Raw genomic sequence first — 21,655 nt, 5'->3', positions numbered from 1 at the left:
CCTCAGCCCGCGTTGGCGGGCGCCGGTGCCGGCATGATGTCCGGCATCGGCAGGCGGCGCGGCTTGCTCGGGAAGGCGTGGCGCAGGATGCGCCAGACCACCTGGGCGAACTGGCGCGGCAGCGAGCCGTTGTTGTAGTGCTGGCCGTAGCGGCGGCAGATGTCCTTCACTTCCTTGGCGATGGCCGCATAGCGGTTGGCCGGCAGGTCCGGGTAGAAGTGGTGTTCGATCTGATGGCTGAGGTTGCCCGACAGCACGTTGATGATGAAGCCACCGCTGATGTTGGACGAACCACGCAGCTGGCGCAGGTACCAGTGGCCGCGCGACTCATTGCGCAGGCATTCCTTCGGGAAGGTTTCCGATTCGGCGGTGAAGTGGCCGCAGAAGATGATCACGTAGGTCCAGACGTTGCGCATGCCGTTGGCGACCAGGTTGCCCAGCATCACCGGCAGGAAGAACGGGCCGGCCAGCAGCGGGAAGAACACGTAGTCCTTCAGCACCTGGCGCAGCATCTTGCGTGCCACCGGGCGGGTCTGCAGCCACATCGCACGGCTGCTGATGCGGCCCTTGAACCAGCGGCCCAGGCGCAGGTCCTGTGCAGCCACGCCCCACTGGAACAGCAGCGCGAAGATCGGCGCGATGATCGGCTGCAGCAGGTAGAACGGCGACCATCGCTGTTCCGGGAAGATGCGCAGCAGGCCGTAGCCGATGTCATCGTCCATGCCACGCACGTTGGTGTAGGTGTGGTGGCGGAAATTGTGGGTCTTGCGCCAGTTGTCGCCGGTGGCAACGATGTCCCACTCATAGGTGTTGCCGTTGAGCTTGGGGTCGCCGGTCCAGTCGTACTGGCCGTGCATCACGTTATGGCCCAGCTCCATGTTCTCCAGGATCTTGGCCAGCGCCAGCAGCAGGGTGCCGGCGATGCAGGCCGGCCACAGCAGGGGCGCCCAGAACAGCGGCGAGAACGCGCCCAGGAACAGCAGGCCACGGCCCAGCACGCCCGACCAGCGCACGGCGGCGGCCACGCGGCGGATGTAGCGGGTGTCGGAGGCGCCGAGGCTGCCCAGGATACGGTCACGGATCGCGTCGAGCTCGGCACCGAAGGCGTTCATCTCGGCGGGGCTCAGGGCACGGTCGGAAGCGCGGGTCATGGCAGCAGGTCCTCAGAGATCCAAAGTCAGGTCGGTAGTCGGTGCGCTCACGCAGATCCGCACCGGCTGCGCCGCTTCGGACTGCATTTCACCGGTGCGCAGGTGGCGGGTGGTGCCACTGACGCGGTCGCAGGTGCAGCTGTTGCAGATACCCATGCGGCAGCCGTGCTTGGGCTTGATGCCCTGCGCTTCCAGGCTTTCCAGCAGCGAACGGCCGCGCGCGACCTTCAGCTGGCGGCCACTGCGGGCCAGGGTCAGGGCGATCTCGCCGGCACTGTCGGCATCGCCGAGCGGTGCCGGCGGGGTGAAGGCCTCGGCCTGGAAACCGGCCACCTGGTGCACCAGGCGTTGCCGTGCAGCCGCCACGAAACCATCCGGGCCACACGCCAGCACGTGGCGCTGGGCCAGCGGGGTGTCGTCGCCGGGCACGGCCAGCGAATGGGTGGTGACGCGCGCGGCCGGCACCTCGCCTTCGCGGGTGGTCAGCAGGTGCACGCGCAGGTTCGGGGTGGCCGCGGCCAGCGCCTGCAGTTCCTCACGGAACTGGAACGCGGCGGCGTTGCGTTCCCAGTAGAACAGGTCCACTGGCGCGGCCAGCGGGCGGCGGCAGGCCTCGCGCAGCAGGCTGCGCATGGGCGTGATGCCGCTGCCGGCGGCCAGCAGCAGCACCGGGGCGGCGGCGGGCATGTGGAAGTCACCAAAGGCCGCGTCCAGGCGGAACAGATCGCCCGGCTTGGCGTGGTGGACCAGGTGCTGGCTGATGGCGCCGCCCTCGACCGCCTTGACGGTGATGGCCAACTCACGGCGACCCAGCGCGGTCGGGCTGTAGCTGCGGCGCAACACGCGCCCTTCAAGCTCCACGCCCAGGGTGATGTGCTGGCCGGCGCGCATGCCGGCCCAGTGCCGGTTGCAGCGCAGGACCAGGGTGGCGGCGCCCTCGCCGGCCGGCTCGCGCCGGACCAGGCGGGCCAGGGGCTCGCGCAGGGTCCACAACGGATTCAGCTGGCCCGCCCAGAAATCGAACAGCGACGGCGACAGCCAGCGGTACGGGGAAAACAGGGAGGGACGGATCACAGCGCTCATGGGCGCACTATACGGCCGCACATACACCTGTGTATACATGTGTATATTGCTCCGGATTGGGTATGATTCAGCCTTGCCCCTCCGGAAGTGCCATGGCCGCCGCCACAGTTCTGTCGCCGCCCGAAGATGCCAACAGCCCGGCCCGCCGTACGGTGAGCCGCGAGGATCTGTTGGCCGCCGCGCTGAAACTGATCGGCCCGCACCGCAGCCTGTCCACGCTGAGCCTGCGCGAAGTCGCGCGCGAAGCGGGCATTGCCCCGAACAGCTTCTACCGGCAGTTCCGCGACATGGACGAACTGGCCGTGGCGCTTATCGACGTGGCCGGCCGCTCACTGCGCACGATCATCGGTGAAGCGCGCCAGCGCGCCACGTCCAGTGCGGCCAGCGTCGTGCGCGTATCGGTGGAAACCTTCATGGAGCAGCTGCGCGCAGACGACAAGCTGCTGCACGTGCTGCTGCGCGAAGGCGCGGTGGGCTCGGATGATTTCAAGCACGCGGTTGAACGCGAACTGCACTATTTCGAAGAAGAGCTGCAGCACGACCTGGTGCGCCTGGCCGCGCTGGACGGCGCCAAGCTCTACAAGCCGGAACTGGTGGCCACCGCCATCACCCGCCTGGTGTTTGCCATGGGCGCCACCGCGATGGACCAGCCGCCGGAGAAAGACCCGGAGCTGGTCGAACAGATTTCCACGATGATCCGCATGATCATCGTCGGCGCCCGCAGCCCGGCCGCGTTCCGCCGCGGCAGGTAGATCCACGCCATGCGTGGATGAAATCTGTCAGATACCGAATGAATTCATCCACGCAAGGCGTGGATCTACTGTGCCGGCCAGCGGCCGGCACTACCGCTCCTGCCAAAACCTCAGCTCGCCCCGCCCTCGGCCTTGCGCACGAACGCTTCAAACAGCGCCAGCGTCTGCTCGCTCACATGGTGTTCGATGCCCTCGGCATCGCGTCGCGCCGTGTCCGGGTCGACGCCCAGCGCCAGCAGGAAGCGCTCCACGGTCTGGTGCCGCTCGCGGCTGGCATGGGCCAGCGCCTCGCCTTCCGGGGTCAGGAACACGCCCCGGTACGGCCGCTGCACCACCCAGCCATCACGGGCCAGGCGCCGCAGCATCTTCGCTACCGTCGGCTGCGCCACACCCAGGCGGGTAGCGATGTCGACCTGGCGCGCCTCGCCGCCATCGGCCAGCAGGTCGGAGATCAGCTCCACGTAGTCCTCGACCAGCTCCATCCGGTGTGCCTCGCGCACCTGCCGGAAGCTCTCGACCTGGCGCTCGGCCTCGATCAAGGGGGGGTTCTTTGCCGATGTCGAAGCGCCTGTCTTGCCCACGCGTGTGCCTGTCCTGCCGAGGTATTCCGGATCTGAACCTGAATTCTGGACCAGTGACGCAGCAAAGACGATTGTTTCACATTGCTAATGGATATAGCAGTGGCTATATTGCAGCCATGAATACCGTCGCGCCCACCGACTCCCCGGCCGCCCCTGCAGCCAGTCTCGGCGCGCTCAACGCCTCGGTGGCCGTACCCGAAAAGGGCCACTGGTGGTTCCGTCTGCTGGCCTTCATCGGCCCCGGCTACATGGTCTCGGTCGGCTACATGGACCCGGGCAACTGGGCCACCGACCTGGCCGGCGGCTCGCGCTTCGGCTACCTGCTGCTGTCGGTCATCCTCATCTCCAACCTGATGGCAGTGATCCTGCAGGCCTTGTCGGCGCGGCTGGGCATCGCCACCGGCATGGACCTGGCCCAGGCCTGCCGCGCGCGCTATCCCAAACCAGTAAACCTCGCGCTGTGGGGCCTGTGCGAAGCAGCGATCATCGCCTGCGACCTGGCCGAGGTGATCGGCACCGCCATCGCACTGAAGCTGCTGTTCGACCTGCCGCTGCTGTGGGGCGCGGTGATCACCGCACTGGACACGCTGCTGGTGCTGCTGCTGATGAACCGCGGCTTCCGCGCCCTGGAAGCCTTCGTCATCGCCCTGCTGATGATCATCTTCGGCTGCTTCCTGGTGCAGATCGCACTGGCGGCGCCGCCGGTGATGGAGGTGCTGGGCGGCTTCATCCCGCGCACGCAGGTGGTTACCGATCCTCATGCGTTGTACATCGCCATCGGCATCATTGGTGCCACGGTAATGCCGCACAACCTCTATCTGCACTCGTCCATCGTGCAGACACGCGCGTATCCACGCACCGATGAAGGGCGTCGCAGCGCATTGCGCTGGGCGGTGACCGACAGCACCATCGCGCTGACCCTGGCCCTGTTCATCAATGCCAGCATCCTGATCCTGGCGGCTGCCGTCTTCCATGCCAACGGCCGGTTCGACGTGGAGGACATCGAGCAGGCGCATCAGCTGCTGGCACCGATGCTGGGCGTAGGCCTGGCCTCGACCCTGTTCGCGGTGGCCCTGCTCGCTTCAGGCCTGAATTCCACGGTGACCGCCACCCTGGCTGGACAGATCGTGATGGAAGGGTTCCTGCACCTGCGCCTGCCCCCGTGGCTGCGCCGGTTGATCACCCGGGCGCTGGCGATCATCCCGGTGGTGGTGGTGATCCTCCTGTTCGGGGACCAGGGCGCGGTGAAGCTGCTGGTGCTGAGCCAGGTGGTGCTGTCGATGCAGCTGCCGTTCGCAATCATTCCGCTGGTACGGCTCGTGACCGACAAGGCCACGATGGGCGCGCTGGTGGCCCCGCGCTGGCTGGGCAGCATCGCCTGGGTGATCGCCGTGGTGATCGTCACGTTGAACGTCAAGCTGCTTGTGGATACCTTCGCCGGCGCGTAGCGAAAGGGAGCGTGGCCCCAGTAGATCCACGCCATGCGTGGATGGCGCCTCATCACGCACCGCGCGACAGGCAACCGAGCATGGGCTCGGCTCTACAGATGCATCGCGATCGCGGCTTCTATCTGCTGCGGCGACTGGAATCCTGGCAGGCGCTGGCGCTCGTCACCATCGCGGAACAACGACAGCGTCGGCGTCTGCCGCAGCCCCAGTTCGCGAAAGAATGCTTCGCCCAGCACCTCCAGCTGCACGCGCAGCAGCGTCGTGCCCTGCCCTGCCACGCTGTTGGCCACGCGGTGCAGCGACATCTCCAGCATCCGGCACCCCGGGCACTGGTCCTTGTGGAAATCCACCAGCACCCGCGGGTGCTCGGCCAGCAGCTGCTGGAACTGCTCAGGCGTGGTGGCGTCGATGATCTGCATCGCAGGTGCTCCTGTAGTGGGCCAGGACCGTATCGGTCCAGGCGTCGATGACCGCGGCGTGGCGTTCCCCATGCGGCATCTGTTCGATTTCCAGCGGCGGGTAGCTGCTGTTGAAGTAACGGATCAACCGGTGCACGGCGCCGCAGTAGTACTCCTGCCCCCACTGCGTTTCGCCGGTCCCGAACACCGCCAGCTGGCGTGGGCGCTGGCCGCGCTCGGCGATGCCGGCCACCCAGGCCTTCATCTCCGAGGGCGTCCGCCCGGCGTTGTCGGTCCAGCAGCCCAGCAGCACCAGGTCGGCTTCATCGGCGGCCAGCGGCGCGGCTGCGCGCAGGTCATCGGCCTCCTGCCAGTGCACCACATGCCCGGCCGCCTGGCAGCGCGCCTGGATGTGCCGGCCCAGCTCACGGGTGTTGCCGCTCAACGAGGCCACCACCAGCAGGATGCGCAGCGCCGCGCCCGGCTCAGAGGTCGTCGAAGCCGTTGTCGACGTTGGTCTTCTTGTAACTTGCATTGCGCATCTCGAAGAAGTCGGTCTTGGTTTCGGTGAAGTTGTCGGCGTAGGCCTTGATCCACGGCATCACGTTGTCGGTGGTGTCGCTGTACAGGCGCTCGATGCCCAGCATGCCGGCCATCTTGTTGGCGCGGTACTTCACGTAGCGGGTCATCTCCTCGACGTCGATGCCGTCGATGCCGTCCAGCACTTCCGACGACCACTGGGTTTCCAGCTCGATGGCGTGCTCGAAGACCTGGTGCACATACGCCGTCAGTTCGTTGGTCTGCAGCTCCGGGTTCTCGCCGATGATGGCGCGGATCAGCTCGCTGATGAACTTGGTGTGGGCCAGCTCGTCGCGGTTGATGAAGCTGATGATCTTGCCGGTGCCGGTCATGCGGTTCTGCCGCACCATGTTGTAGAAGTACGCAAAGCCGGAATAGAAGTTGATGCCTTCCAGGATCGACGACTGGATCAGCGACTTCAGCAGGGTCTCGGCGGTCTTCTCGCGCATGAAATCGTCATACGCCCCCATGATCGGCGCGTTGCGCTTGATGATGGTCGGATGGGTGCGCGCCAGTTCGAACACGCGGTTCTGGTTGGGCAGGTCGGTGATCGAGGCCAGTACGTAGCTGTAGCTCTCGTTGTGGATCACTTCCTGCTGGCCGATGATCGCCGCGTTGGCATGGGCGGCCGGGTCGGTGATGTACTCGGCCACGTTGTAGATGAAGCGGGTCTGCGGCGAATCGAGCGTGGCCAGCAGGCCGATGATCGAGTCATAGGCATTCTTCTCGCGCCCGGACAGCTCGCCGTACTGGCGCGCGTCCAGCTTCATGTCCACCTCGTCGGGGATCCAGAAGTTGGTCGACAGCTCCTTGTAGGCCCGATAGAACGACGGGTACGGAATGTCGTTCCAGTTGAGGATGCCACTGGTGCGGCCGTTGATGATGCCGGTGCTGCGGTTGGGATGGCGCGGTTCGAGGATCTTGATGCGGTCGAGGGGGGTTGCCATGGTCGTCTGCCTTCGGATTGCATGCGTTGCATGTGTAGAGCCGAGCCCACGCTCGGCTGCGATGCGCTTGAGCCGAGCATGGGCTCGGCTCTACAGCAGTCCCAGCGATCAGCTGGAGCACCACTCGCATTCGCTGATGTCGATGTCGTTGGAGCGCACGTAGTAGGTGGTCTTCAGGCCCACGCGCCACGCGCTCAGGTGCAGCTCCAGCAGCGTGCTGGCGCGGATGGTGCTGGGCACGTACAGGTTGAAGCTGATGGCCTGGTCGACGTGGCGCTGGCGGCGGGCGTTCTGCCGCACGCTGGCGAACTGGTCGACCTTGTAGGCGCCCTTCTCGTAGTAGGGCCACGTGTCCAGCGACAACCCCGGTGCGGCCACGGGCCGGCGGAAATCCTTCTTTTCCTCGTAGTAGAACGCGCTGTAGATCGGGTCGATCGACGCGGTGGATCCGGCGATCTGCGCGGTACTCATGTTCGGCGCCACCGCCAGCAGCCAGCCGTTGCGCAGGCCATGCGTGGCCACGTCGCGGGCCAGGCTGTCCCAGGCCGCGCCTTCGTAGCGGCGGTCACGGAAATAGGCACCGGTCTGCCAGTCGCTGCCAGCGAACATCGGGTAGCTGCCCTTTTCGCGCGCCAGCTGCAGGCTGGCCTGGATGGTCAGGAAGTTGATGCGCTCGAACAGCGTGTCCGACAGCGTCTCGGCCTCTGCCGTCTCCCACTGGATGCCCTGCTGCGCGAGCAGGTGATGCCAGCCGAAGGTGCCCAGCCCGATGGCGCGGTACTTGCGGTTGGTGATGGTGGCCTGCGGCACCGGCAGTGCATTGAGGTCGATGACGTTGTCGAGCATGCGCACCTGGATGGGAATCAGGCGCTCCAGCACATCCTTGGCCAGCAGATCATCCGGCGCGGTGATGGCCCGCCCGAGGTTGATCGAGGACAGGTTGCAGACCACGAAATCGCCGGCACGCCGGGTGGTGACGATCTGGTCGCCGCTGACGATCTCCTGGATCATCCGCGTCGGGCTCATGTTCTGCAGGATCTCGGTGCACAGGTTGCTGGAATAGACCATGCCCGCGTGCTTGTTCGGGTTCTTGCGGTTCACTTCATCGCGGTAGAACAGGAACGGGTTGCCGGTCTCCAGCTGGCTGACCATGATCCGCTTGAACAGATCGATGGCACGCACCGTGCGGCGGCTGATGCGTTCGTCGCCCACCAGTTCGGCATAGCGGTCGCGGAAGCTGCCGGCACCCCGCGTCTCGTCGTAGAAGTCCTGCAGGTACCAGCCCTTGGCCTGCTTCACCTCGTGCGGGTCGAACAGGTACCAATCGGCCCGACGCTCCACCGCCTCCATGAACAGATCAGGCACGCAGACCGCAGTGAACACATCATGCGCGCGCAGCCGCTGGTCGCCATTGTTCAGGCGCAGATCGAGGAAGGCCTCGATGTCGCGATGCCAGATGTCCAGATACACCGCCACCGCGCCCTTGCGCTGGCCCAGCTGGTCGACCGACACAGCGGTGTTGTTGAGCTGCTTGATCCACGGCACCACGCCGCCGGAGGAATTGGGCACGCCGCGGATCGGCGCGCCGCTGCTGCGCACATAGCCGAGGTAGGCACCCACGCCGCCACCGTGCTTGGACACCCGGGCGATATCGGTGTTGGAGTCATAGATGCCCTGCAGGCTGTCATCCACCGTATCGATGAAGCAGCTGGAGAGCTGCCCGCCGACCTTGCCGGCGTTGGCCAGGGTCGGCGTGGCCACCGTCATGTACAGGTTGGACAGCGCCCAGTACGCCTCGCCCACCAGCTGCATGCGACGCTCCCTGGGCTTCTCGTCCTGCATCAGGTACAGCGCGATGGTCAGCCAGCGCTCCTGCGGCAGTTCGTACACCTCGCGGCTGCGGTCGCTGGCCAGGTAGCGCGTGGCCAGCAGGTACAGGCCGTTGTAGGCGAACAGGCGGTCGCGCTCGGGCTCGATCATCTGGCCGGCCTGCTGCAGTTCGTCCTTCGAATAGCAGCGCAGAATGTCGTTGCTGTACACGCCGCGGTCGGCCAGGCTTTCCTGCAGGCCCACGTAGGAACCGTATTTCAGGCTGACATCGTAGAAGCGGTTGCGGCTGGCGCGCTTGTACAGCCGGCGCAGGTACAGCCGCGCGGCAAACTGCTCCCACTCCGGCGCCACCAGGTCCACGCGCGATTCGGCCTCGCGGATCAGCAGGTCCACCAGGTCATCGGCGCTGATGCTGGGCTTGCGCTCGACCATCGCCTGCACCACGCGGCGGTAGTCGCCCACGTCCAGCTGCGGGAACTCGGCGTGCACGCTGTCGATGCTGCGCTGCAGGCGTCCGGCGTCGAACGGCAGCCGGCGGTTGCCCGCTTCCTTGGTGATCCAGGTCGGCACGTGCTCGCCCGCAGCGCGCAAAGCGTCGCCGGCGCCGGCCAGATCGGCCGTGCGGTAGGTGTTGTCGGTCATGGTGGTGGAACTCCAGGCTCGCACGCGCGGTGGCGGTCGATGCCATGGCGGCCCTGCACGCGATACCGGCGCACGGGGCGATCGGGGATGCATGCCAAAGCGCGGGAACACGAGGTCGTCGGCGATAGCCTGCGCCTGCGGCCGGTATCCGGGCCGTGGGGGCGACCTGTGTCCGCACGATGGCGGCCGCGTCGACACGGCAAGCCTTCAGGGGCGGGCCGCGGGACGTTTGCTGCATGTCCGGCGGCGGCGGCTGACCGGGGGTGACGGCCACAACATAGTGGGGATGGATCGAGCCGTCAACACAAGATGCGGTAATCACGACATGCCGCGACGATCCGTCGCAGGATGCCGTGTTGCACCACCGGCGCCTTGTCCACGGCGCCGCCATCCCCAGTTGGTTACAACCTCCTTTTCAACCGGAAGTCCCCCATGCGTGCTGCCCAGTACACCGCCTTCGGCGATCCCGCCACCGTCCTTGCCATCGCCGATGTCGCCCTGCCCGAGCCCGGCCCCGGCGAGGTACGCATCCGCACCACGCTTGCCTCCATCCACAACCACGACCTGCTGACCGTGCGCGGCCTGTATGGCTACAAGCCGACCTTGCCGGCAGTAGGCGGCAGCGAAGCCCTGGGCGTGGTCGATGCCCTCGGCGAAGGCGTGCAGGGCCTGCAGGTCGGCCAGCGTGTCGCCGCTGCGTCGGTGCATGCCACCTGGGCCGAAGCGTTCATCGCGCCGGCGCGCATGGTCATCCCGATGCCGGACGCCATCGCCGATGAAACCGCAGCACAGTTGATCGCAATGCCGCTGAGCGCCCTGATGCTGCTGGAATTCCTGCACGTCGAGGCCGGCCAGTGGATCGTGCAGAACACCGCCAACGGCGCCGTCGGCAAGTCGCTGGCGATGCTGGCGCGCGCGCGCGGGGTCAACGTGGCCAACCTGGTGCGCAATGCCAAGGCGGTCGCGCAGCTGCAGGCCCTCGACATCGACCATGTGTTCGATACCTCGCAGGACGGCTGGAAGGACCGCGTGCGCGCGGCCACGGGCGAGGCACAGGCGGCCGCTGCGGTCGACTCCATCGGTGGCGATGCCAGCGCCGATCTGGTCGAGCTGCTCGGCCTGCACGGCACCCTGGTCTCGTTCGGCGTGATGAGTGGCGAGGCGATGCGCATTCCCGCCAGCGGGCTGATCTACAAGGAAGCCACGGTGAAGGGCTTCTGGGGCAGCAAGGTCAGCCAGGCGATGCCGGTGGAAGACAAGCGCCGGCTGGTGGGCGAACTGCTGCAGCGCGCGGCCAGCGGTGAGCTGACCCTGCCGGTGGACGGCATCTTCGCGCTGGACGACATCCAGGCCGCGGCCACCACAAGCGCGCAGCCGGGGCGCGGCGGAAAGGTGCTGCTGCGGGTCTGATCGCTCGAGGGTGGAGCCGAGCGTGGGCTCGGCTCTACACGGAGGCGCGGACCAACGGTCCGCACCCACCCATCAACGGCTCAGATGCAGGAACTGCAGGTGCCGTTCGTACTGGCTGATGATGTCGTTGATGATCTGCTTGCGGCTGTAGCCCACCAGGTCGTAATCCTGGCTGCCTTCGAACAGATGCACTTCGGCGCGGTAATAGCGCTGGTTGCGCAGCTGCTGGGCGGCGAAGGACGGGGTCAGGTAGCCGCTGAGGATCACCCGGTACAGGAAATCCTGCTGCTCGCCGTGGTTGACCGACAGTTCCATGTCGCCCGCCTCGAAGCGCGTGGCCACATCCCAGCCCTGCCCGCGCAGCTGCTCGGCCACCGCTTCCATCGCCGGCTTCACCGTATCGTCCATGAAGCGGTAGACCTGGTCGCGCACCGGGAAGTGCATGGCCTGGCTCAGGCGCTGGCGCCAGCCCTGGTGGTGGCGGTCATCGCCGATCAGCGGTGATGGCCGGAACTGCTGCGCGCGCTCGCGGTGCGATTCGTCACTGAAGGCGCGGGTCAGGCCCCACATCATCAGCAGCAGCACCGCCGAGAACGGCAGCGATGCCAGCACCACCGCCGATTTCAGCGCATCGATGCTGCCGGCCAGCAGCAGGCCTGCGGTGAGCACCGCGATGACCGTGCCCCAGAACACGCGCAGCCAGCGCGGGCCGTCGTCCTCGGGCGCACCGCCGTGCGAGGACAGCGTGGACAGCACCACCGCGCCCGAATCGGCCGAGGTCACGAAGAAGATGAAGCTCACCAGCACGGTCACCGCAATCACCACCCGGCTCCATGGGTAGCCATCCAGCAGCGCGTACAGCACCGTGGGCGGATCATCCACCGCCAGCTGTGCCAGCTGCTGCTGGCCATGGTGCAGCACCTGGTCCAGCGCACTGTTGCCGAAGATCGACAGCCACGCCAGGGTGAAACCGAGCGGTATCAGCAGCACGCCGAACACGAATTCGCGGATGGTGCGGCCACGCGAGATGCGCGCGATGAACAGGCCCACGAACGGCGCCCAGCCGATCCACCAGGCCCAGTAGAACACCGTCCAGCCACCGAGCCACTGCGGGCGGCCGCCATAGGCGTACACGTCGAAGCTCTTGCCGACCACGCTGCCCAGGTAATCGCCCAGGTTCTGCATGAGCGTGCTGAGCAGGTACTGGGTGGGGCCGGCGCACAGCATGAACAGCACCAGCGCGATGGCCAGCAGCATGTTGATGTTGGCCATCCAGCGCACGCCCTTCTCCACCCCGGACACGGCCACCGCCACGGCGGCGCCCATCATGCTGGCCACCAGCAGGATCTGCACCAGGTTGGAGTGCGGCACGTTGAACAGGTGGGTCAGGCCGGCGTTGAGGTGCAGCACGCCGAAACCCATGTCGGCACCGATGCCGAACACGGTGGCGACGATGCCCAGTGCATCCACGGTGTAGCCGATGGGGCCGTTGATGCGCTTGCCGATGAGCGGGTACAGCGCCGAGCGCAGCGCCAGAGGCAGGTTGTGGCGGTAGGCGAAGTAGGCCATCGCCATGGCCGCCAGCGCGAACACGCCCCAGCCATGCAGGCCCCAGTGCAGGAACAGCAGCTGCATGGCCTGCCGCGCGCCTGCCTCGCCAGCAGCGGCATCGCCCTGCGGCGGCTGCAGGTAATGGGTGAGCGGCTCGGAAACGCAGAAGAAGAACAGGGTGATGCTGATGCCGGCGGCGAACAGCATGCCGGCCCACGAGAGATAGCTGAATTCCGGCTCGTCGTGGTCGGCGCCGAGCTTGATGCCGCCGTACTTGGACAGCGCCACGCCCACCACGAACACCAGGTAGAGGGTCATCGCCAGCAGGTAGTACCAGCCGACGTTGAGTGCGGCCCAGTCCTGCGCCTTCAGCAGCAGGCGGCCGGCCCCCAGCGGGAACAGGCTGACGAACAGTGCGAAGGCAACGACAACGATCGCCGCGAAGGCGAAGACGGGCCGGAGAGTGCGCACCGGGGTGTGTTGAGGCTCCAGTGCTTCCATCGGCAGCCATCTCCGGTCGATCAGGGATTAGCCGACCGAGTCTGCATGAACGGCAGTGGACGCAGGATGAAGTGCGGGGTTGCAACGACAGCCCGCGGACAGGTGCGGCGTGTTATCGCGCGCGCGCCGCGCCGCTCAGCCCATCACGTGTACACCGCACAGCTTGTTGCCATCCGGATCGCGCAGGTAGGCCAGGTACAACTGGCGCCCCGCCTTGTGGCGCACACCGGCCGGCGCTTCAATGGCGCTGCCGCCCTGGGCCACGCCGGCATCCTGCCAGGCGTGCACCGCCTGCGGGGACTGCAGCGCGAAACCAATGGTGCCGCCGTTGGCGTGGCAGGCCGGCTGGCCATCGATGGGCGGGGTGACGATGAACATCCGCCCCTCCTTGATGTAGACCAGCTTGCCGTCTTCGTCGGTCATGCCCGGGCGCCCGCCCATGGCGGCGAACAAGGCATCGTAGAAGCGGCGCGAGACCGCAAGATCGTTGGAACCGACGGTGATGTGGCTGAACATGGCGGGCACTCGATTGCGGGATGCCTGCAGTGTCAGCTACACCACCGCGCGCCGCAATCGCCGCCGCTCAGGCGGTGCTGAGCAGCAGGACCGCAGCGGTGACCAGGGCGATGCCCACCCAGCCGATGGGGCGCAGCCGGTTGCCGAACAGCAGGCGGCCGCAGGTGGCCGTGCCGATCACACCGATGGCGCCCCACAACGCATAGGCTGTGGCGAGGTCGATGTGGCGCACTGCCTGGCCCAGCATCGCGAAGGCGATCCAGACCAGCACGATGGCCCCGGCACCCCAGTGCCAGCGGCGGAAGCCATCGGATCGGGCCACCATCATGTTGGCGGCCACGTCGATCAGGGCCGAGCAGATCACGAAAAACAGTGCGGTCATGTTCATGCGTGCGCCTCCCCCAGGGTGACGCAGACGATGCCGACCACCGCCAGCCCCAGGCCGGCCAGCTGCTGCAGCGACAGGTGCTCGCCGAACACCCACACACCAACCACGGTCAGCAGGGTCAGGCCCAGGCCTTCCTACACGGCATAGGCCACGCCCACCGCGATGCGGCGCACCGACAACGCCAGGAAGTAATACGACAGGGCCAGTGCGGCCGCCATCACCGCATAGCCGACCCGGCCGCCATCGCGGGCGGCGTGGGCCATGAACGACGTGCCGACCACTTCGGCGACGATCGCCACGGTCAGGCAGGCCCAGGCGACCAGCGCGCCACGGGCGGGAACAATGCGGGACATGGGGAACTCCTTGTGGACGCGCCGGAGCCGGAGGGTAGATCCACGCCGTGCGTGGAAGCGCGCTGCCTGCCGCAGGAAGGTGGTAGGCACGGGAGGCAGTATCATCGCCTTTTACGTTGACCCAAAGATGGATTCCATCGACAGGAGCGATGGATCGATGCCCTACTCTCCCGAATCCCTGCAGGCCTTCGTCGAGGCCGCTGCGCTTGGCTCGTTCTCCGCAGCGGCGCGTCGCCTGCGCAAGACCCAGTCCACCGTCAGCACCGCCATCGCCCATCTGGAAGCCGACCTGGGCGTGGCCCTGTTCGACCGCAGCGCGCGCTACCCGCAGCTGACCGAGGCCGGGCGCGAGGTGCTCGGCCACGCGCACGAGATCCTTGCCGCCGACCAGCGCCTGCAGCAGTTGAGCGTACGCCTGGCCGCGCCCGTCGAGCCGCGGCTGACCGTGGTGTTCTCCGATGTCTACCAGCTCGACCCGGCGCAACGCGTGCTGCAGCGTTTTGCTGAGGCGTTTCCCGAGGTGGAGCTGGAATGGCTGGATGCCGAAGGCCACGATGTGCTGGAGATCGTCGCCAGCGCGCGCGCCGACCTGGGCCTGCTGCCGCGACAGGACCGCTATCCCGATGCGCTGCTGCCGCAGCCGCTGGCCCACCACAGCGAGCTGGCGATCTACGTGGCCCTCGAGCATCCGCTGGCACGGGCCGGCACGCGCGCCTCGCAGCAGCTGGCCCGGCACCGGCAGGTGCGGCTGAGCGCGCAGGCCGACCACGCACGCGCCGCCGCTGGCCGGGTGTGGACGGCCTCGGACTACCTGATGGTGATGGAGATGGCCGAGGACGGCATCGGCTGGGCTGAACTGCCGCGGGCACTGGTGCAGCGCTATGACCGCGGGCGGCTGCTGGAGCTGCGCCTGCCCGGCTGGCCGCGGCGCATCCACAGCGACCTGGTGCGCCGCCGCGACAGCCCGCCGGGGCCGGCCGCGTTGTGGTGGGCCGACGCATTGGGCTGATCGCGAGGAGGTTGTCCCGCGATTGCCGGCCAGCGGCCGGCACTCCCCATCAGTAGATCCACGCCATGCGTGGATGCGAAGGATTTCAACCGGTCAACGGTGGGCCAGCGCGTAATCCAGCGCCGAGCGCACCGCCGCCACCTGCGCGTCGTTGCACTGCTCCGGCGTCGCCCGCGGGCTGTCCGGGTAGACCTCGGTGGTGGTGGTGTACTTCGCACCGGTAATGCCCGCGCACAGCGCCAGCTTCACCAGCGGGTACTCGATGACGCCGTGCGCGACCACCGGCGAACCGATGATCTCGTTCTTTTCGTCGGCCGGAGCGATATGGGTCACCTGCTCGACCGCGGCGATCACCGCCTGCTGGAACGCCGGCTGCGGGTTCTCACTGTCATCGACCAGATAGAAGCCATCGGGAATCAGGCCCGGTTCGAACGGCTTGCCATCGCGCGCAGCCAGCGCCGGGCGGAACTCGCTCTCGTCGCTGTCGGTGGTCTCGTGCAGGTCGATGTGCAGCACGAACTGCCCCTTGTACGGGGCGATCAGCGCGATGACGGCGGTCGATTCACGGGCCGGGCCATCAGCGCGGAAATTGCGGTTCGGGTCGATCGCATCGTAGTTCCAGCGGTTGATGCGCTCGAAGCCCCACGGGTTCACGCACGGCGCCACCAGCAGGTTGGCCTTGCCGGCGTAGTCGGCCGCGTGCTGTTCCAGGAAATCCAGCGCCCCCATCACGCCGCTGGTCTCGTAGCCGTGCACGCCACCGGTGACCAGCGCCGCCGGCAGGGCCGGGTTCCAGTCGTGGCTGCGCAAGGCGAACAGGGTGTAGGTCTCACCGGCATAGTCGAGCTGGCCATAGGCCACCTTCTCGAAGCGGCCGGCCAGCGCTTCGATGCGCGGCAGCACTTCCTGGTCATAGCGGCGCAGGCGCTGCTGGCGGCCGCGCCACTGCTCCCGTTCCGCCGTGCCCCACGGCTGGCCAGGGGTTCCGACGGGATAGAAAGCGGCAGTGGACATGGCAGATCTCGGCAGTCAGGAAACAATCTTCCACTTTACCACCGGGCCATTCAGGCCACGGCCACGCCACCCCCGAAAGACGCATTCCATTGGCGAATGGAATCAGCAATAATTCTCATTTACGACCCTTCCGCGCCCGCCTCCATGCCCTTCCGAATCCTGCCCCCGGCCCGCCTGCCCCTGGCCGCCGCCCTGACCCTGTGCCTGTCCGCCACCGCCTTTGCGCAGGACAGCGCCACCACCCTGGACAGCATCCAGGTCTCCGGCAGCTGGCTGGGCACCGGCCTGCACGACAGCGTGAAAAGCTTCGCCGGTGCCCGCACCGTGGTCGACCGCCAGCGCATCGACGCCAGCGGCGCGGCCAGCATCGGCGATGCCATGCGCCGCATTCCCGGCGTGCAGGTCACCGACAACTCGGGCACGGCCGGCAGCTCGGTCTCGCTCAACATCGGCGTGCGTGGCCTGACCGGCCGCTACTCGCCACGCTCGACCGTGCTGCTGGACGGCGTGCCGCTGGCAGTGGCGCCCTACGGCCAGCCGCAGCTCTCGTTTGCCCCGACCAGCCTGTCCAACATCGAGTCCATCGACGTGGTGCGCGGCGGCGGCGCGGTGCGCTACGGGCCGCAGAACGTCGGCGGCATCATCAATTTCAGCACCCGCGCCATCCCCACCGAGGCCGGCCTGCACGGCGAAGCCGGCGTGCGCTACACCGCCTACGACCACGGCGGTGGCGACAGCACCCAGTACAACGCCTTCCTCGGCGGCACCAGTGACAACGGCCTGGGCATGGCCCTGCTGTACTCGGGCCAGGACGGCCGCGGCTGGCGCCAGGGCAGCGATGACCGCTTCGACGACCTCGCGCTGAAGTTCGCCTATGCCATCGATGAGCAGCAGGAGCTGCGCGCGAAACTGTCGTACTACGATGTGCGCTCGCTGACCCCGGGCGGCCTGACCCGCGCCCAGTACGAGGCCGATCCGTTCCAGAACACCCGCCCCACCGATTTCTGGAAGGGCCACCGCACCGGCATCGACCTGGGCTACACCAATACCCTGTCGGCCAACAGCGAATTCGAAGTGCTGGCGTATTACAACGAAAGCAACCGCGCCAGCTCGCTGATCAATGCCGCCAACACCCAGCTGACCGTGCAGCCGCGTGACTACCGCGTGCTGGGCATCGAGCCGCGCTACACCCAGCGCCTGCGCTGGGGCAGCACGGTGCATGACATCACCGCCGGCTACCGCTTCCTGCGCGAGCGCGGCAACGACCGCAGCTACACCGTGGTCCGCCGCACCGGCGTGGAAAGCGCCATCACCCGCTTCGACAACGCCACCGATGCGCACGCCTTCTACGTCGACGACCGCATCGCCATGGGCCAGTGGCGCATCACCCCGGGCGTGCGCATGGAGTGGATCGACATGGACCGCCGCCAGGCCGGCGGCGGCACCACCTTCAGCAGCCGCAACGACAAGGCGCTGCCGTCGATCAACATCGCCTACCTGCTGACCCCGCAGCTGACCGTGTTCGGCAACTACACCACCTCGTTCGGGCCGGTGCAGAACATCCAGCTGAACTCGCAGACCGCCAGCAACCCGCTGAACCCGGAAGTGGCCAAGACCACCGAGCTGGGCGCGCGCTGGCAGGACGGCGCCCTGCGCGCGGAAGTGACCGTGTTCAAGATGCGCTTCGACAACCAGATCCAGCAGGTGCCGGGCATCACCCCGCCCACCTTCCAGAACATCGGCGCCACCGACCACAAGGGCGTGGAGAGCGCGCTGGAGTACCGTTTCGCCGAGGACAGCGCACTGGCCGGGCTCGAGCTGTACGCGAACTACACCTGGACCAAGGCGATCCAGCAGTCCGGCGACAACCGCGGCCTGGACGTGCCCTTCTACTCGCGTGACACCGACAGCATCGGCGCCCGCTACGCCCTCGCCGCCTGGACCTTCAACGTCTCCAGCACCCACCAGAGCGGGCAGTTCTCCGATGCCGCCAACACCTGGGCCGAGAGCGCCGATGCGCGCGTGGGCCGGGTGCCGGGCGTACGCCTGTTGAACGCGCAGGTGGCCTGGCAGGCGCCGGGGCTGGCTGACAGCGAGATCGCGCTGGGCGTGAACAACCTGGCCGACAAGCGCTGGTACACCCGCAATGTCGACGGCAACGCCGGGCGCATGGTGGCCGCGCCGCGCACCTTCTACGTGCAGGGGCGCTACCGCTTCTGAGCCCGTAGCCGCCCGATGCGGTGAGGGCAGCGATCACGGTGGCGGCGTATCATGCCGCCACCATGTCCTCCCACGCTTCGCCATCCCGCCTGCATCTGGCCTTCCAGGGCCTGCGCCTGCGCCTGCGCGGCAGCGACCTGTGGTTCATCGCCCTCGCCCTGGTGGTCGGCCTGCTCGCCGGCGGCCTGACCCTGCTGCAATCGGGCATGGCGCGCTGGCTGCAGGCCGCGCTGTACGGCCTGGATGAAGGCATCCGCCTGAGCTCCCTGCCCTCGCTGCCGTGGACCGCTCTGCTGGTGCTGCCGCTGGGCGGCCTGCTGGTCGGCCTGGTCGCGCTGGCCGCCACCCGCCTCAAGCGCCCGCTGCTCGATGCGGTGGAGGCCAACGCCCTGCACGGCGGCCGCATGTCGATGCGCGACAACCTGATCGTGCTGACCCAGACCCTGATCTCCAACGGCTGCGGCGCATCGGTGGGCCTGGAGGCGTCGTACACGCAGATGGGCGCCGGCAGCGGCTCGCAGCTGGGCCGGGTGATGCGCCTGCGCCGCAATGACGTGCGCATCCTGGTCGGTGCCGGTTCGGCCGGTGCCATCGCCGCCGCCTTCGGTGCGCCGCTGGCTGGCGCGTTCTACGCCTTCGAGATCGTGATCGGTGCCTACACGCCCGCCGCCCTGGCGCCGGTGGCCGTGGCTGCACTGGCCGGTGCCTTCGTGGCCGACCAGGCCGGCATCGACGCCTATCTGCTGCCGGCCGCATCCACCATCGACGTGCGCGCCGCCGACTACGCCATCTACGGCCTGCTCGGCTGCTGCTGCGCCATGGTCGGCATCCTGGTGATGCGCCTGATCGCTTCGATCGAAGGCACGGTCAAGCGCAGCCCGCTGCCGCTGTGGGGCCGCCCGGTACTCGGCGGCCTGCTGCTGATTCCGCTGGCGATGGCCAGCCCGCAGGTGCTGTCTTCCGGCCACGGCGCGCTGCATCTGGACCTGACCACCCACCTGCCGCTGATCTGGATCGGTGCGCTGCTGACCCTCAAGTGCCTGGCCTCGGGCATCTCGCTGGGCTTCGGCTTCCGCGGTGGCCTGTTCTTCGCCTCGCTGTTCATGGGCACGCTGGTCGGTGCGCTCTTTGCCGGCCTGCTAGCGATGGCCACCGGCGTGCCGGTGATCGATGCCACTTCGGCCGCACTGGCTGGCATGGCCGCGCTGGCGGCCGCCGTGGTCGGCGCACCGATGACCATGGCCATGCTGGTGCTGGAAGGCACCCACGACTTCCTGCTGACCAGCGTGGTGATGAGCGCCGTGCTGGTGTCCAGCACGCTGGTGCGGCAGTGGTTCGGCTATTCGTTCTCCACCTGGCGCATGCATCTGCGCGGGGAAACCATCAAGAGTGCGCGCGACGTGGGCTGGGTGCAGAACCTCAACGCCGGGCGGATGATGCGCAAGGGCGTGGCCACCGCACCGGCCGATCTTGATACGGCTTCGTTCCGCCAGCGCTTCCCGCTGGGTTCGGGCGGCCGCGTGATCCTGGTGGACAGCGAAGGCCACTACGCCGGCATCGTGCAGATTCCGCGCATGTACGGCGATGGCGTGAAGCCGGATGCGGTGGTGGGCGACTATGCCGAGAACCGCGACGTTGCGCTGGCCGCCAACGCCAACGTGGTGGCGGTGATGCAGCGCTTCGACCAGACCCAGGCCGACGAACTGGCGGTGGTGGCCAGTGATGGCCAGGTGCTGGGGGTGGTCTCCGAAGCGTTCGTGCGCAAGCGCTACGCCGAAGAGCTGGACAAGCGCCAGCGCGAGTTGATGGGCGAGCGCGTCGAAGACAGCGATTGACGTTCATCCACGCATGGCGTGGATCTACTGCCACGGATCCGGTTGATTCAGTAGATCCACGCCATGCGTGGATGGCAGAACCTGCGGCCGTTAGAGCGCCTCGCCGGCGTCGGCCAGGCGTGATTCGATCAGCGCGTACCACTGCTGCAGCGTGTCGATCAGCATGTCCATCTCTGCATCGGCACGTTGCGCGCGCCCGCTGCGCAGGCAGGCCTGCGCGTCCTGCAGCTGGGTGAGGAACCCGGCCACGGTGTCGGCCTGCAGGATCAGGCCGGGAAGGCGCCGGCCGGGAAGGCGCACCACCGAATGGTTGCCAAGCTGGCCATACACGCTGACTGTGGTTTCCGTCTTCATGGACAAGGGCAGGACTTGGGCGTTCATCGCGTGCACCATGGAAAGACCTGGCCCGCCGGCAAGCGGAGATGACGGGGGAGACGCATCCACGCCGGCCGGCGGATCAGGGGGGAAACACGGGCGCCGACAGGGCCGGCGGGGGCGCTCAGTCGAGCCGGGCGGTACCGGCGATCTGTACGCGGCGGTTCGGCGCCAGGCAGGCGATCAGCTCGCGCTGGCTTCGCTGCGTGCACTCCACGAGGGGGTCGGCGGCGCCGCGTCCTTCCGCGCTGATGGCCTGTGCAGGTACCCCGCCCTGCACCAGTGCCACCCGCACCGACTCGGCACGCCGCTGCGACAGCCGCTGGTTGTAGTCGGCGCCGCCGATACGATCGGTGTAGCCGACCACCTGGATCGACTGCACCTGGCTGGCTTCATGCACCTGCGCGAGCACGCCCTGCACCGCCGTCTGGCCTTCCTGGCTCAGCACGTCGCTGTCGAAGCCGAACAACGCATCGGCGGACAGGCGCAGCGGCTGGGCCGGCAGCGGCGCAGGCGCGGCTGCAACCGGCGGCGGTGGCGGTGGGTCCAGCACGGCCGCGCAGGCCTGCGGCTTCCAGTGCCCGCCCTGGGCGATGCCCTTGCCGTCGAATTCCACCTGGAACTGGCACGTGAAGTATTCCGCGCCCTGTGCGGTGCGGAAGTTGAACAGGTAATTCCACCTGCGCACGCCCCACATGCCTTCGTTGAAGTGCGGCGTGCCCAGCAGTGCGTACAGCTGGCGCTTGCTCATGCCAGGGGCGAAGCGGCGCAGGTCGGCCACGTCGGGATAGGTGCCTTCCTTCAGTGATGCCTTGCTGGCATCGGGGAAGCTGACCAGGGTGTCCGCAGCCGGCGATTCCCCGGCGGGTGCGGTGCTGCGGCAACCGGCCAGCAGGCCGGCGACCAGGACCAGGCTGAGCGACGCGGCGAACGGGCCGGGGCGCGAGGTGCGTTGGATCGTCATTGGGATTCCCCCTGTCGATGTGGTGGGCAGGGGCCGGGGGGGGGGCCCCCCCCCCCCCGCGGGGGGGGGGGGGGGGGGGGGGGGGGGGGGGGGGGGGGGGGGGGGGGG

19 protein-coding genes and 1 pseudogene are annotated in these 21,655 nt (G+C 67.7%); 6 read left to right on the top strand and 14 right to left on the bottom strand.

Annotated features, from left to right (window positions below; genetic code table 11):
• Positions 1-2: 2 nt before the first annotated feature.
• The gene (locus IAE41_RS03055) at positions 3-1,151 is read right to left on the bottom strand and encodes an acyl-CoA desaturase (RefSeq protein ID WP_079222134.1); all 1,149 of its coding nucleotides are present in this window, start codon (positions 1,149-1,151) and stop codon (positions 3-5) included.
• A 12-nt stretch (positions 1,152-1,163) separates the two neighbouring features.
• Positions 1,164-2,234 carry a ferredoxin reductase gene (locus tag IAE41_RS03050; protein WP_234458271.1) on the bottom strand — a complete coding sequence of 357 codons (1,071 nt, stop codon included), beginning with the start codon at positions 2,232-2,234 and terminating at the stop codon, positions 1,164-1,166.
• A gap of 92 nt (positions 2,235-2,326) precedes the next feature.
• Between IAE41_RS03050 and fabR the strand changes: the two genes are divergently transcribed.
• The gene (gene fabR / locus IAE41_RS03045) at positions 2,327-2,986 is read left to right on the top strand and encodes an HTH-type transcriptional repressor FabR (protein WP_200732034.1); all 660 of its coding nucleotides are present in this window, start codon (positions 2,327-2,329) and stop codon (positions 2,984-2,986) included.
• Between the two features lie 110 nt (positions 2,987-3,096).
• Here the strand turns inward: fabR and mntR are convergent, their stop codons facing one another.
• Entirely contained in the window at positions 3,097-3,567 is a 471-nt protein-coding gene (mntR, locus tag IAE41_RS03040) for a manganese-binding transcriptional regulator MntR (RefSeq protein WP_200732033.1), read from the bottom strand.
• Positions 3,568-3,683: 116 nt separating this feature from the next.
• Here mntR and IAE41_RS03035 point away from each other — a divergent pair, with 116 nt between their 5' ends.
• A complete protein-coding gene (locus IAE41_RS03035) occupies positions 3,684-5,015 on the top strand; it encodes an Nramp family divalent metal transporter (protein WP_108759738.1) in 1,332 nt (443 codons plus the stop codon).
• Between the two features lie 92 nt (positions 5,016-5,107).
• On the opposite strand, the gene IAE41_RS03030 is transcribed toward IAE41_RS03035, so the two are convergent.
• The 4 genes from IAE41_RS03030 to IAE41_RS03015 form a co-directional block, all read right to left on the bottom strand.
• Positions 5,108-5,434, bottom strand: coding sequence for a thioredoxin family protein (locus IAE41_RS03030; RefSeq protein ID WP_079222139.1), 327 nt, complete (start codon positions 5,432-5,434; stop codon positions 5,108-5,110).
• Positions 5,406-5,885, bottom strand: coding sequence for a flavodoxin (locus IAE41_RS03025; RefSeq protein WP_234458272.1), 480 nt, complete (start codon positions 5,883-5,885; stop codon positions 5,406-5,408). The genes IAE41_RS03030 and IAE41_RS03025 overlap by 29 nt, the downstream gene beginning before the upstream one ends.
• Positions 5,886-5,898: 13 nt before the next feature.
• On the bottom strand, positions 5,899-6,939 hold the full coding sequence (locus tag IAE41_RS03020) for a ribonucleotide-diphosphate reductase subunit beta (protein ID WP_200732031.1): 1,041 nt from the start codon (positions 6,937-6,939) through the stop codon (positions 5,899-5,901).
• Between the two features lie 108 nt (positions 6,940-7,047).
• The gene (locus tag IAE41_RS03015) at positions 7,048-9,411 is read right to left on the bottom strand and encodes a ribonucleoside-diphosphate reductase subunit alpha (RefSeq protein ID WP_200732030.1); all 2,364 of its coding nucleotides are present in this window, start codon (positions 9,409-9,411) and stop codon (positions 7,048-7,050) included.
• Between the two features lie 432 nt (positions 9,412-9,843).
• Here IAE41_RS03015 and IAE41_RS03010 point away from each other — a divergent pair, with 432 nt between their 5' ends.
• A complete protein-coding gene (locus IAE41_RS03010; protein WP_200732029.1) occupies positions 9,844-10,821 on the top strand; it encodes a zinc-binding dehydrogenase in 978 nt (325 codons plus the stop codon).
• A gap of 72 nt (positions 10,822-10,893) precedes the next feature.
• Here IAE41_RS03010 and betT read toward each other — a convergent pair whose 3' ends face one another.
• The 4 genes and pseudogenes from betT to IAE41_RS22695 form a co-directional block, all read right to left on the bottom strand.
• Positions 10,894-12,873, bottom strand: a complete 1,980-nt coding sequence (betT, locus tag IAE41_RS03005) for a choline BCCT transporter BetT (protein WP_079222144.1) — start codon at positions 12,871-12,873, stop codon at positions 10,894-10,896.
• 135 nt (positions 12,874-13,008) lie between these two features.
• Positions 13,009-13,389 carry a VOC family protein gene (locus IAE41_RS03000; protein ID WP_079222145.1) on the bottom strand — a complete coding sequence of 127 codons (381 nt, stop codon included), beginning with the start codon at positions 13,387-13,389 and terminating at the stop codon, positions 13,009-13,011.
• Between the two features lie 67 nt (positions 13,390-13,456).
• Positions 13,457-13,777, bottom strand: a complete 321-nt coding sequence (locus tag IAE41_RS02995; protein WP_200732028.1) for a multidrug efflux SMR transporter — start codon at positions 13,775-13,777, stop codon at positions 13,457-13,459.
• Positions 13,774-14,130, bottom strand: a pseudogene (locus IAE41_RS22695) (SMR family transporter). The gene IAE41_RS02995 and the pseudogene IAE41_RS22695 overlap by 4 nt, the downstream one beginning before the upstream one ends.
• Before the next feature lie 157 nt (positions 14,131-14,287).
• On the opposite strand from IAE41_RS22695, the gene IAE41_RS02985 reads away from it, so the two are divergent.
• Complete coding sequence (locus IAE41_RS02985) at positions 14,288-15,139, top strand: LysR family transcriptional regulator (RefSeq protein WP_200732027.1); 852 nt, start codon at positions 14,288-14,290, stop codon at positions 15,137-15,139.
• Between the two features lie 93 nt (positions 15,140-15,232).
• Here IAE41_RS02985 and IAE41_RS02980 read toward each other — a convergent pair whose 3' ends face one another.
• A complete protein-coding gene (locus IAE41_RS02980; RefSeq protein WP_200732026.1) occupies positions 15,233-16,153 on the bottom strand; it encodes a M14 family metallocarboxypeptidase in 921 nt (306 codons plus the stop codon).
• A 144-nt stretch (positions 16,154-16,297) separates the two neighbouring features.
• Here IAE41_RS02980 and IAE41_RS02975 point away from each other — a divergent pair, with 144 nt between their 5' ends.
• Positions 16,298-18,373, top strand: coding sequence for a TonB-dependent siderophore receptor (locus IAE41_RS02975; RefSeq protein ID WP_200732025.1), 2,076 nt, complete (start codon positions 16,298-16,300; stop codon positions 18,371-18,373).
• A 62-nt stretch (positions 18,374-18,435) separates the two neighbouring features.
• A complete protein-coding gene (locus IAE41_RS02970) occupies positions 18,436-20,208 on the top strand; it encodes a chloride channel protein (protein ID WP_234458267.1) in 1,773 nt (590 codons plus the stop codon).
• A 90-nt stretch (positions 20,209-20,298) separates the two neighbouring features.
• Here IAE41_RS02970 and IAE41_RS02965 read toward each other — a convergent pair whose 3' ends face one another.
• Both IAE41_RS02965 and IAE41_RS02960 read right to left on the bottom strand, forming a co-directional pair.
• Positions 20,299-20,601 (bottom strand): hypothetical protein, encoded by a 303-nt coding sequence (locus tag IAE41_RS02965; RefSeq protein WP_200732023.1) that lies wholly within the window; start codon positions 20,599-20,601, stop codon positions 20,299-20,301.
• A gap of 106 nt (positions 20,602-20,707) precedes the next feature.
• The gene (locus IAE41_RS02960) at positions 20,708-21,547 is read right to left on the bottom strand and encodes an OmpA family protein (protein ID WP_200732022.1); all 840 of its coding nucleotides are present in this window, start codon (positions 21,545-21,547) and stop codon (positions 20,708-20,710) included.
• Positions 21,548-21,655: the final 108 nt, after the last annotated feature.

Source organism: Stenotrophomonas sp. S39 (assembly GCF_016624665.1).
Taxonomy (GTDB): Bacteria; Pseudomonadota; Gammaproteobacteria; order Xanthomonadales; family Xanthomonadaceae; genus Stenotrophomonas.
Note: the sequence above shows the minus strand (reverse complement) of the source record. Positions and strands in the feature narration are given on the sequence as shown.

Excerpts from the sequence above, each read along its gene's own strand:
- IAE41_RS03055 (WP_079222134.1), bottom strand. The coding sequence starts at position 1,151 with ATGACCCGCGCTTCCGACCGTGCCCTGAGCCCCGCCGAGATGAACGCC.
- IAE41_RS03050 (WP_234458271.1), bottom strand. The coding sequence starts at position 2,234 with ATGAGCGCTGTGATCCGTCCCTCCCTGTTTTCCCCGTACCGCTGGCTG.
- fabR (WP_200732034.1), top strand. The coding sequence starts at position 2,327 with ATGGCCGCCGCCACAGTTCTGTCGCCGCCCGAAGATGCCAACAGCCCG.
- IAE41_RS03035 (WP_108759738.1), top strand. The coding sequence starts at position 3,684 with ATGAATACCGTCGCGCCCACCGACTCCCCGGCCGCCCCTGCAGCCAGT.
- IAE41_RS03030 (WP_079222139.1), bottom strand. The coding sequence starts at position 5,434 with ATGCAGATCATCGACGCCACCACGCCTGAGCAGTTCCAGCAGCTGCTG.
- IAE41_RS03020 (WP_200732031.1), bottom strand. The coding sequence starts at position 6,939 with ATGGCAACCCCCCTCGACCGCATCAAGATCCTCGAACCGCGCCATCCC.
- IAE41_RS03015 (WP_200732030.1), bottom strand. The coding sequence starts at position 9,411 with ATGACCGACAACACCTACCGCACGGCCGATCTGGCCGGCGCCGGCGAC.
- IAE41_RS03010 (WP_200732029.1), top strand. The coding sequence starts at position 9,844 with ATGCGTGCTGCCCAGTACACCGCCTTCGGCGATCCCGCCACCGTCCTT.
- betT (WP_079222144.1), bottom strand. The coding sequence starts at position 12,873 with ATGGAAGCACTGGAGCCTCAACACACCCCGGTGCGCACTCTCCGGCCC.
- IAE41_RS03000 (WP_079222145.1), bottom strand. The coding sequence starts at position 13,389 with ATGTTCAGCCACATCACCGTCGGTTCCAACGATCTTGCGGTCTCGCGC.
- IAE41_RS02995 (WP_200732028.1), bottom strand. The coding sequence starts at position 13,777 with ATGAACATGACCGCACTGTTTTTCGTGATCTGCTCGGCCCTGATCGAC.
- IAE41_RS02985 (WP_200732027.1), top strand. The coding sequence starts at position 14,288 with ATGCCCTACTCTCCCGAATCCCTGCAGGCCTTCGTCGAGGCCGCTGCG.
- IAE41_RS02980 (WP_200732026.1), bottom strand. The coding sequence starts at position 16,153 with ATGTCCACTGCCGCTTTCTATCCCGTCGGAACCCCTGGCCAGCCGTGG.
- IAE41_RS02975 (WP_200732025.1), top strand. The coding sequence starts at position 16,298 with ATGCCCTTCCGAATCCTGCCCCCGGCCCGCCTGCCCCTGGCCGCCGCC.
- IAE41_RS02970 (WP_234458267.1), top strand. The coding sequence starts at position 18,436 with ATGTCCTCCCACGCTTCGCCATCCCGCCTGCATCTGGCCTTCCAGGGC.
- IAE41_RS02965 (WP_200732023.1), bottom strand. The coding sequence starts at position 20,601 with ATGGTGCACGCGATGAACGCCCAAGTCCTGCCCTTGTCCATGAAGACG.
- IAE41_RS02960 (WP_200732022.1), bottom strand. The coding sequence starts at position 21,547 with ATGACGATCCAACGCACCTCGCGCCCCGGCCCGTTCGCCGCGTCGCTC.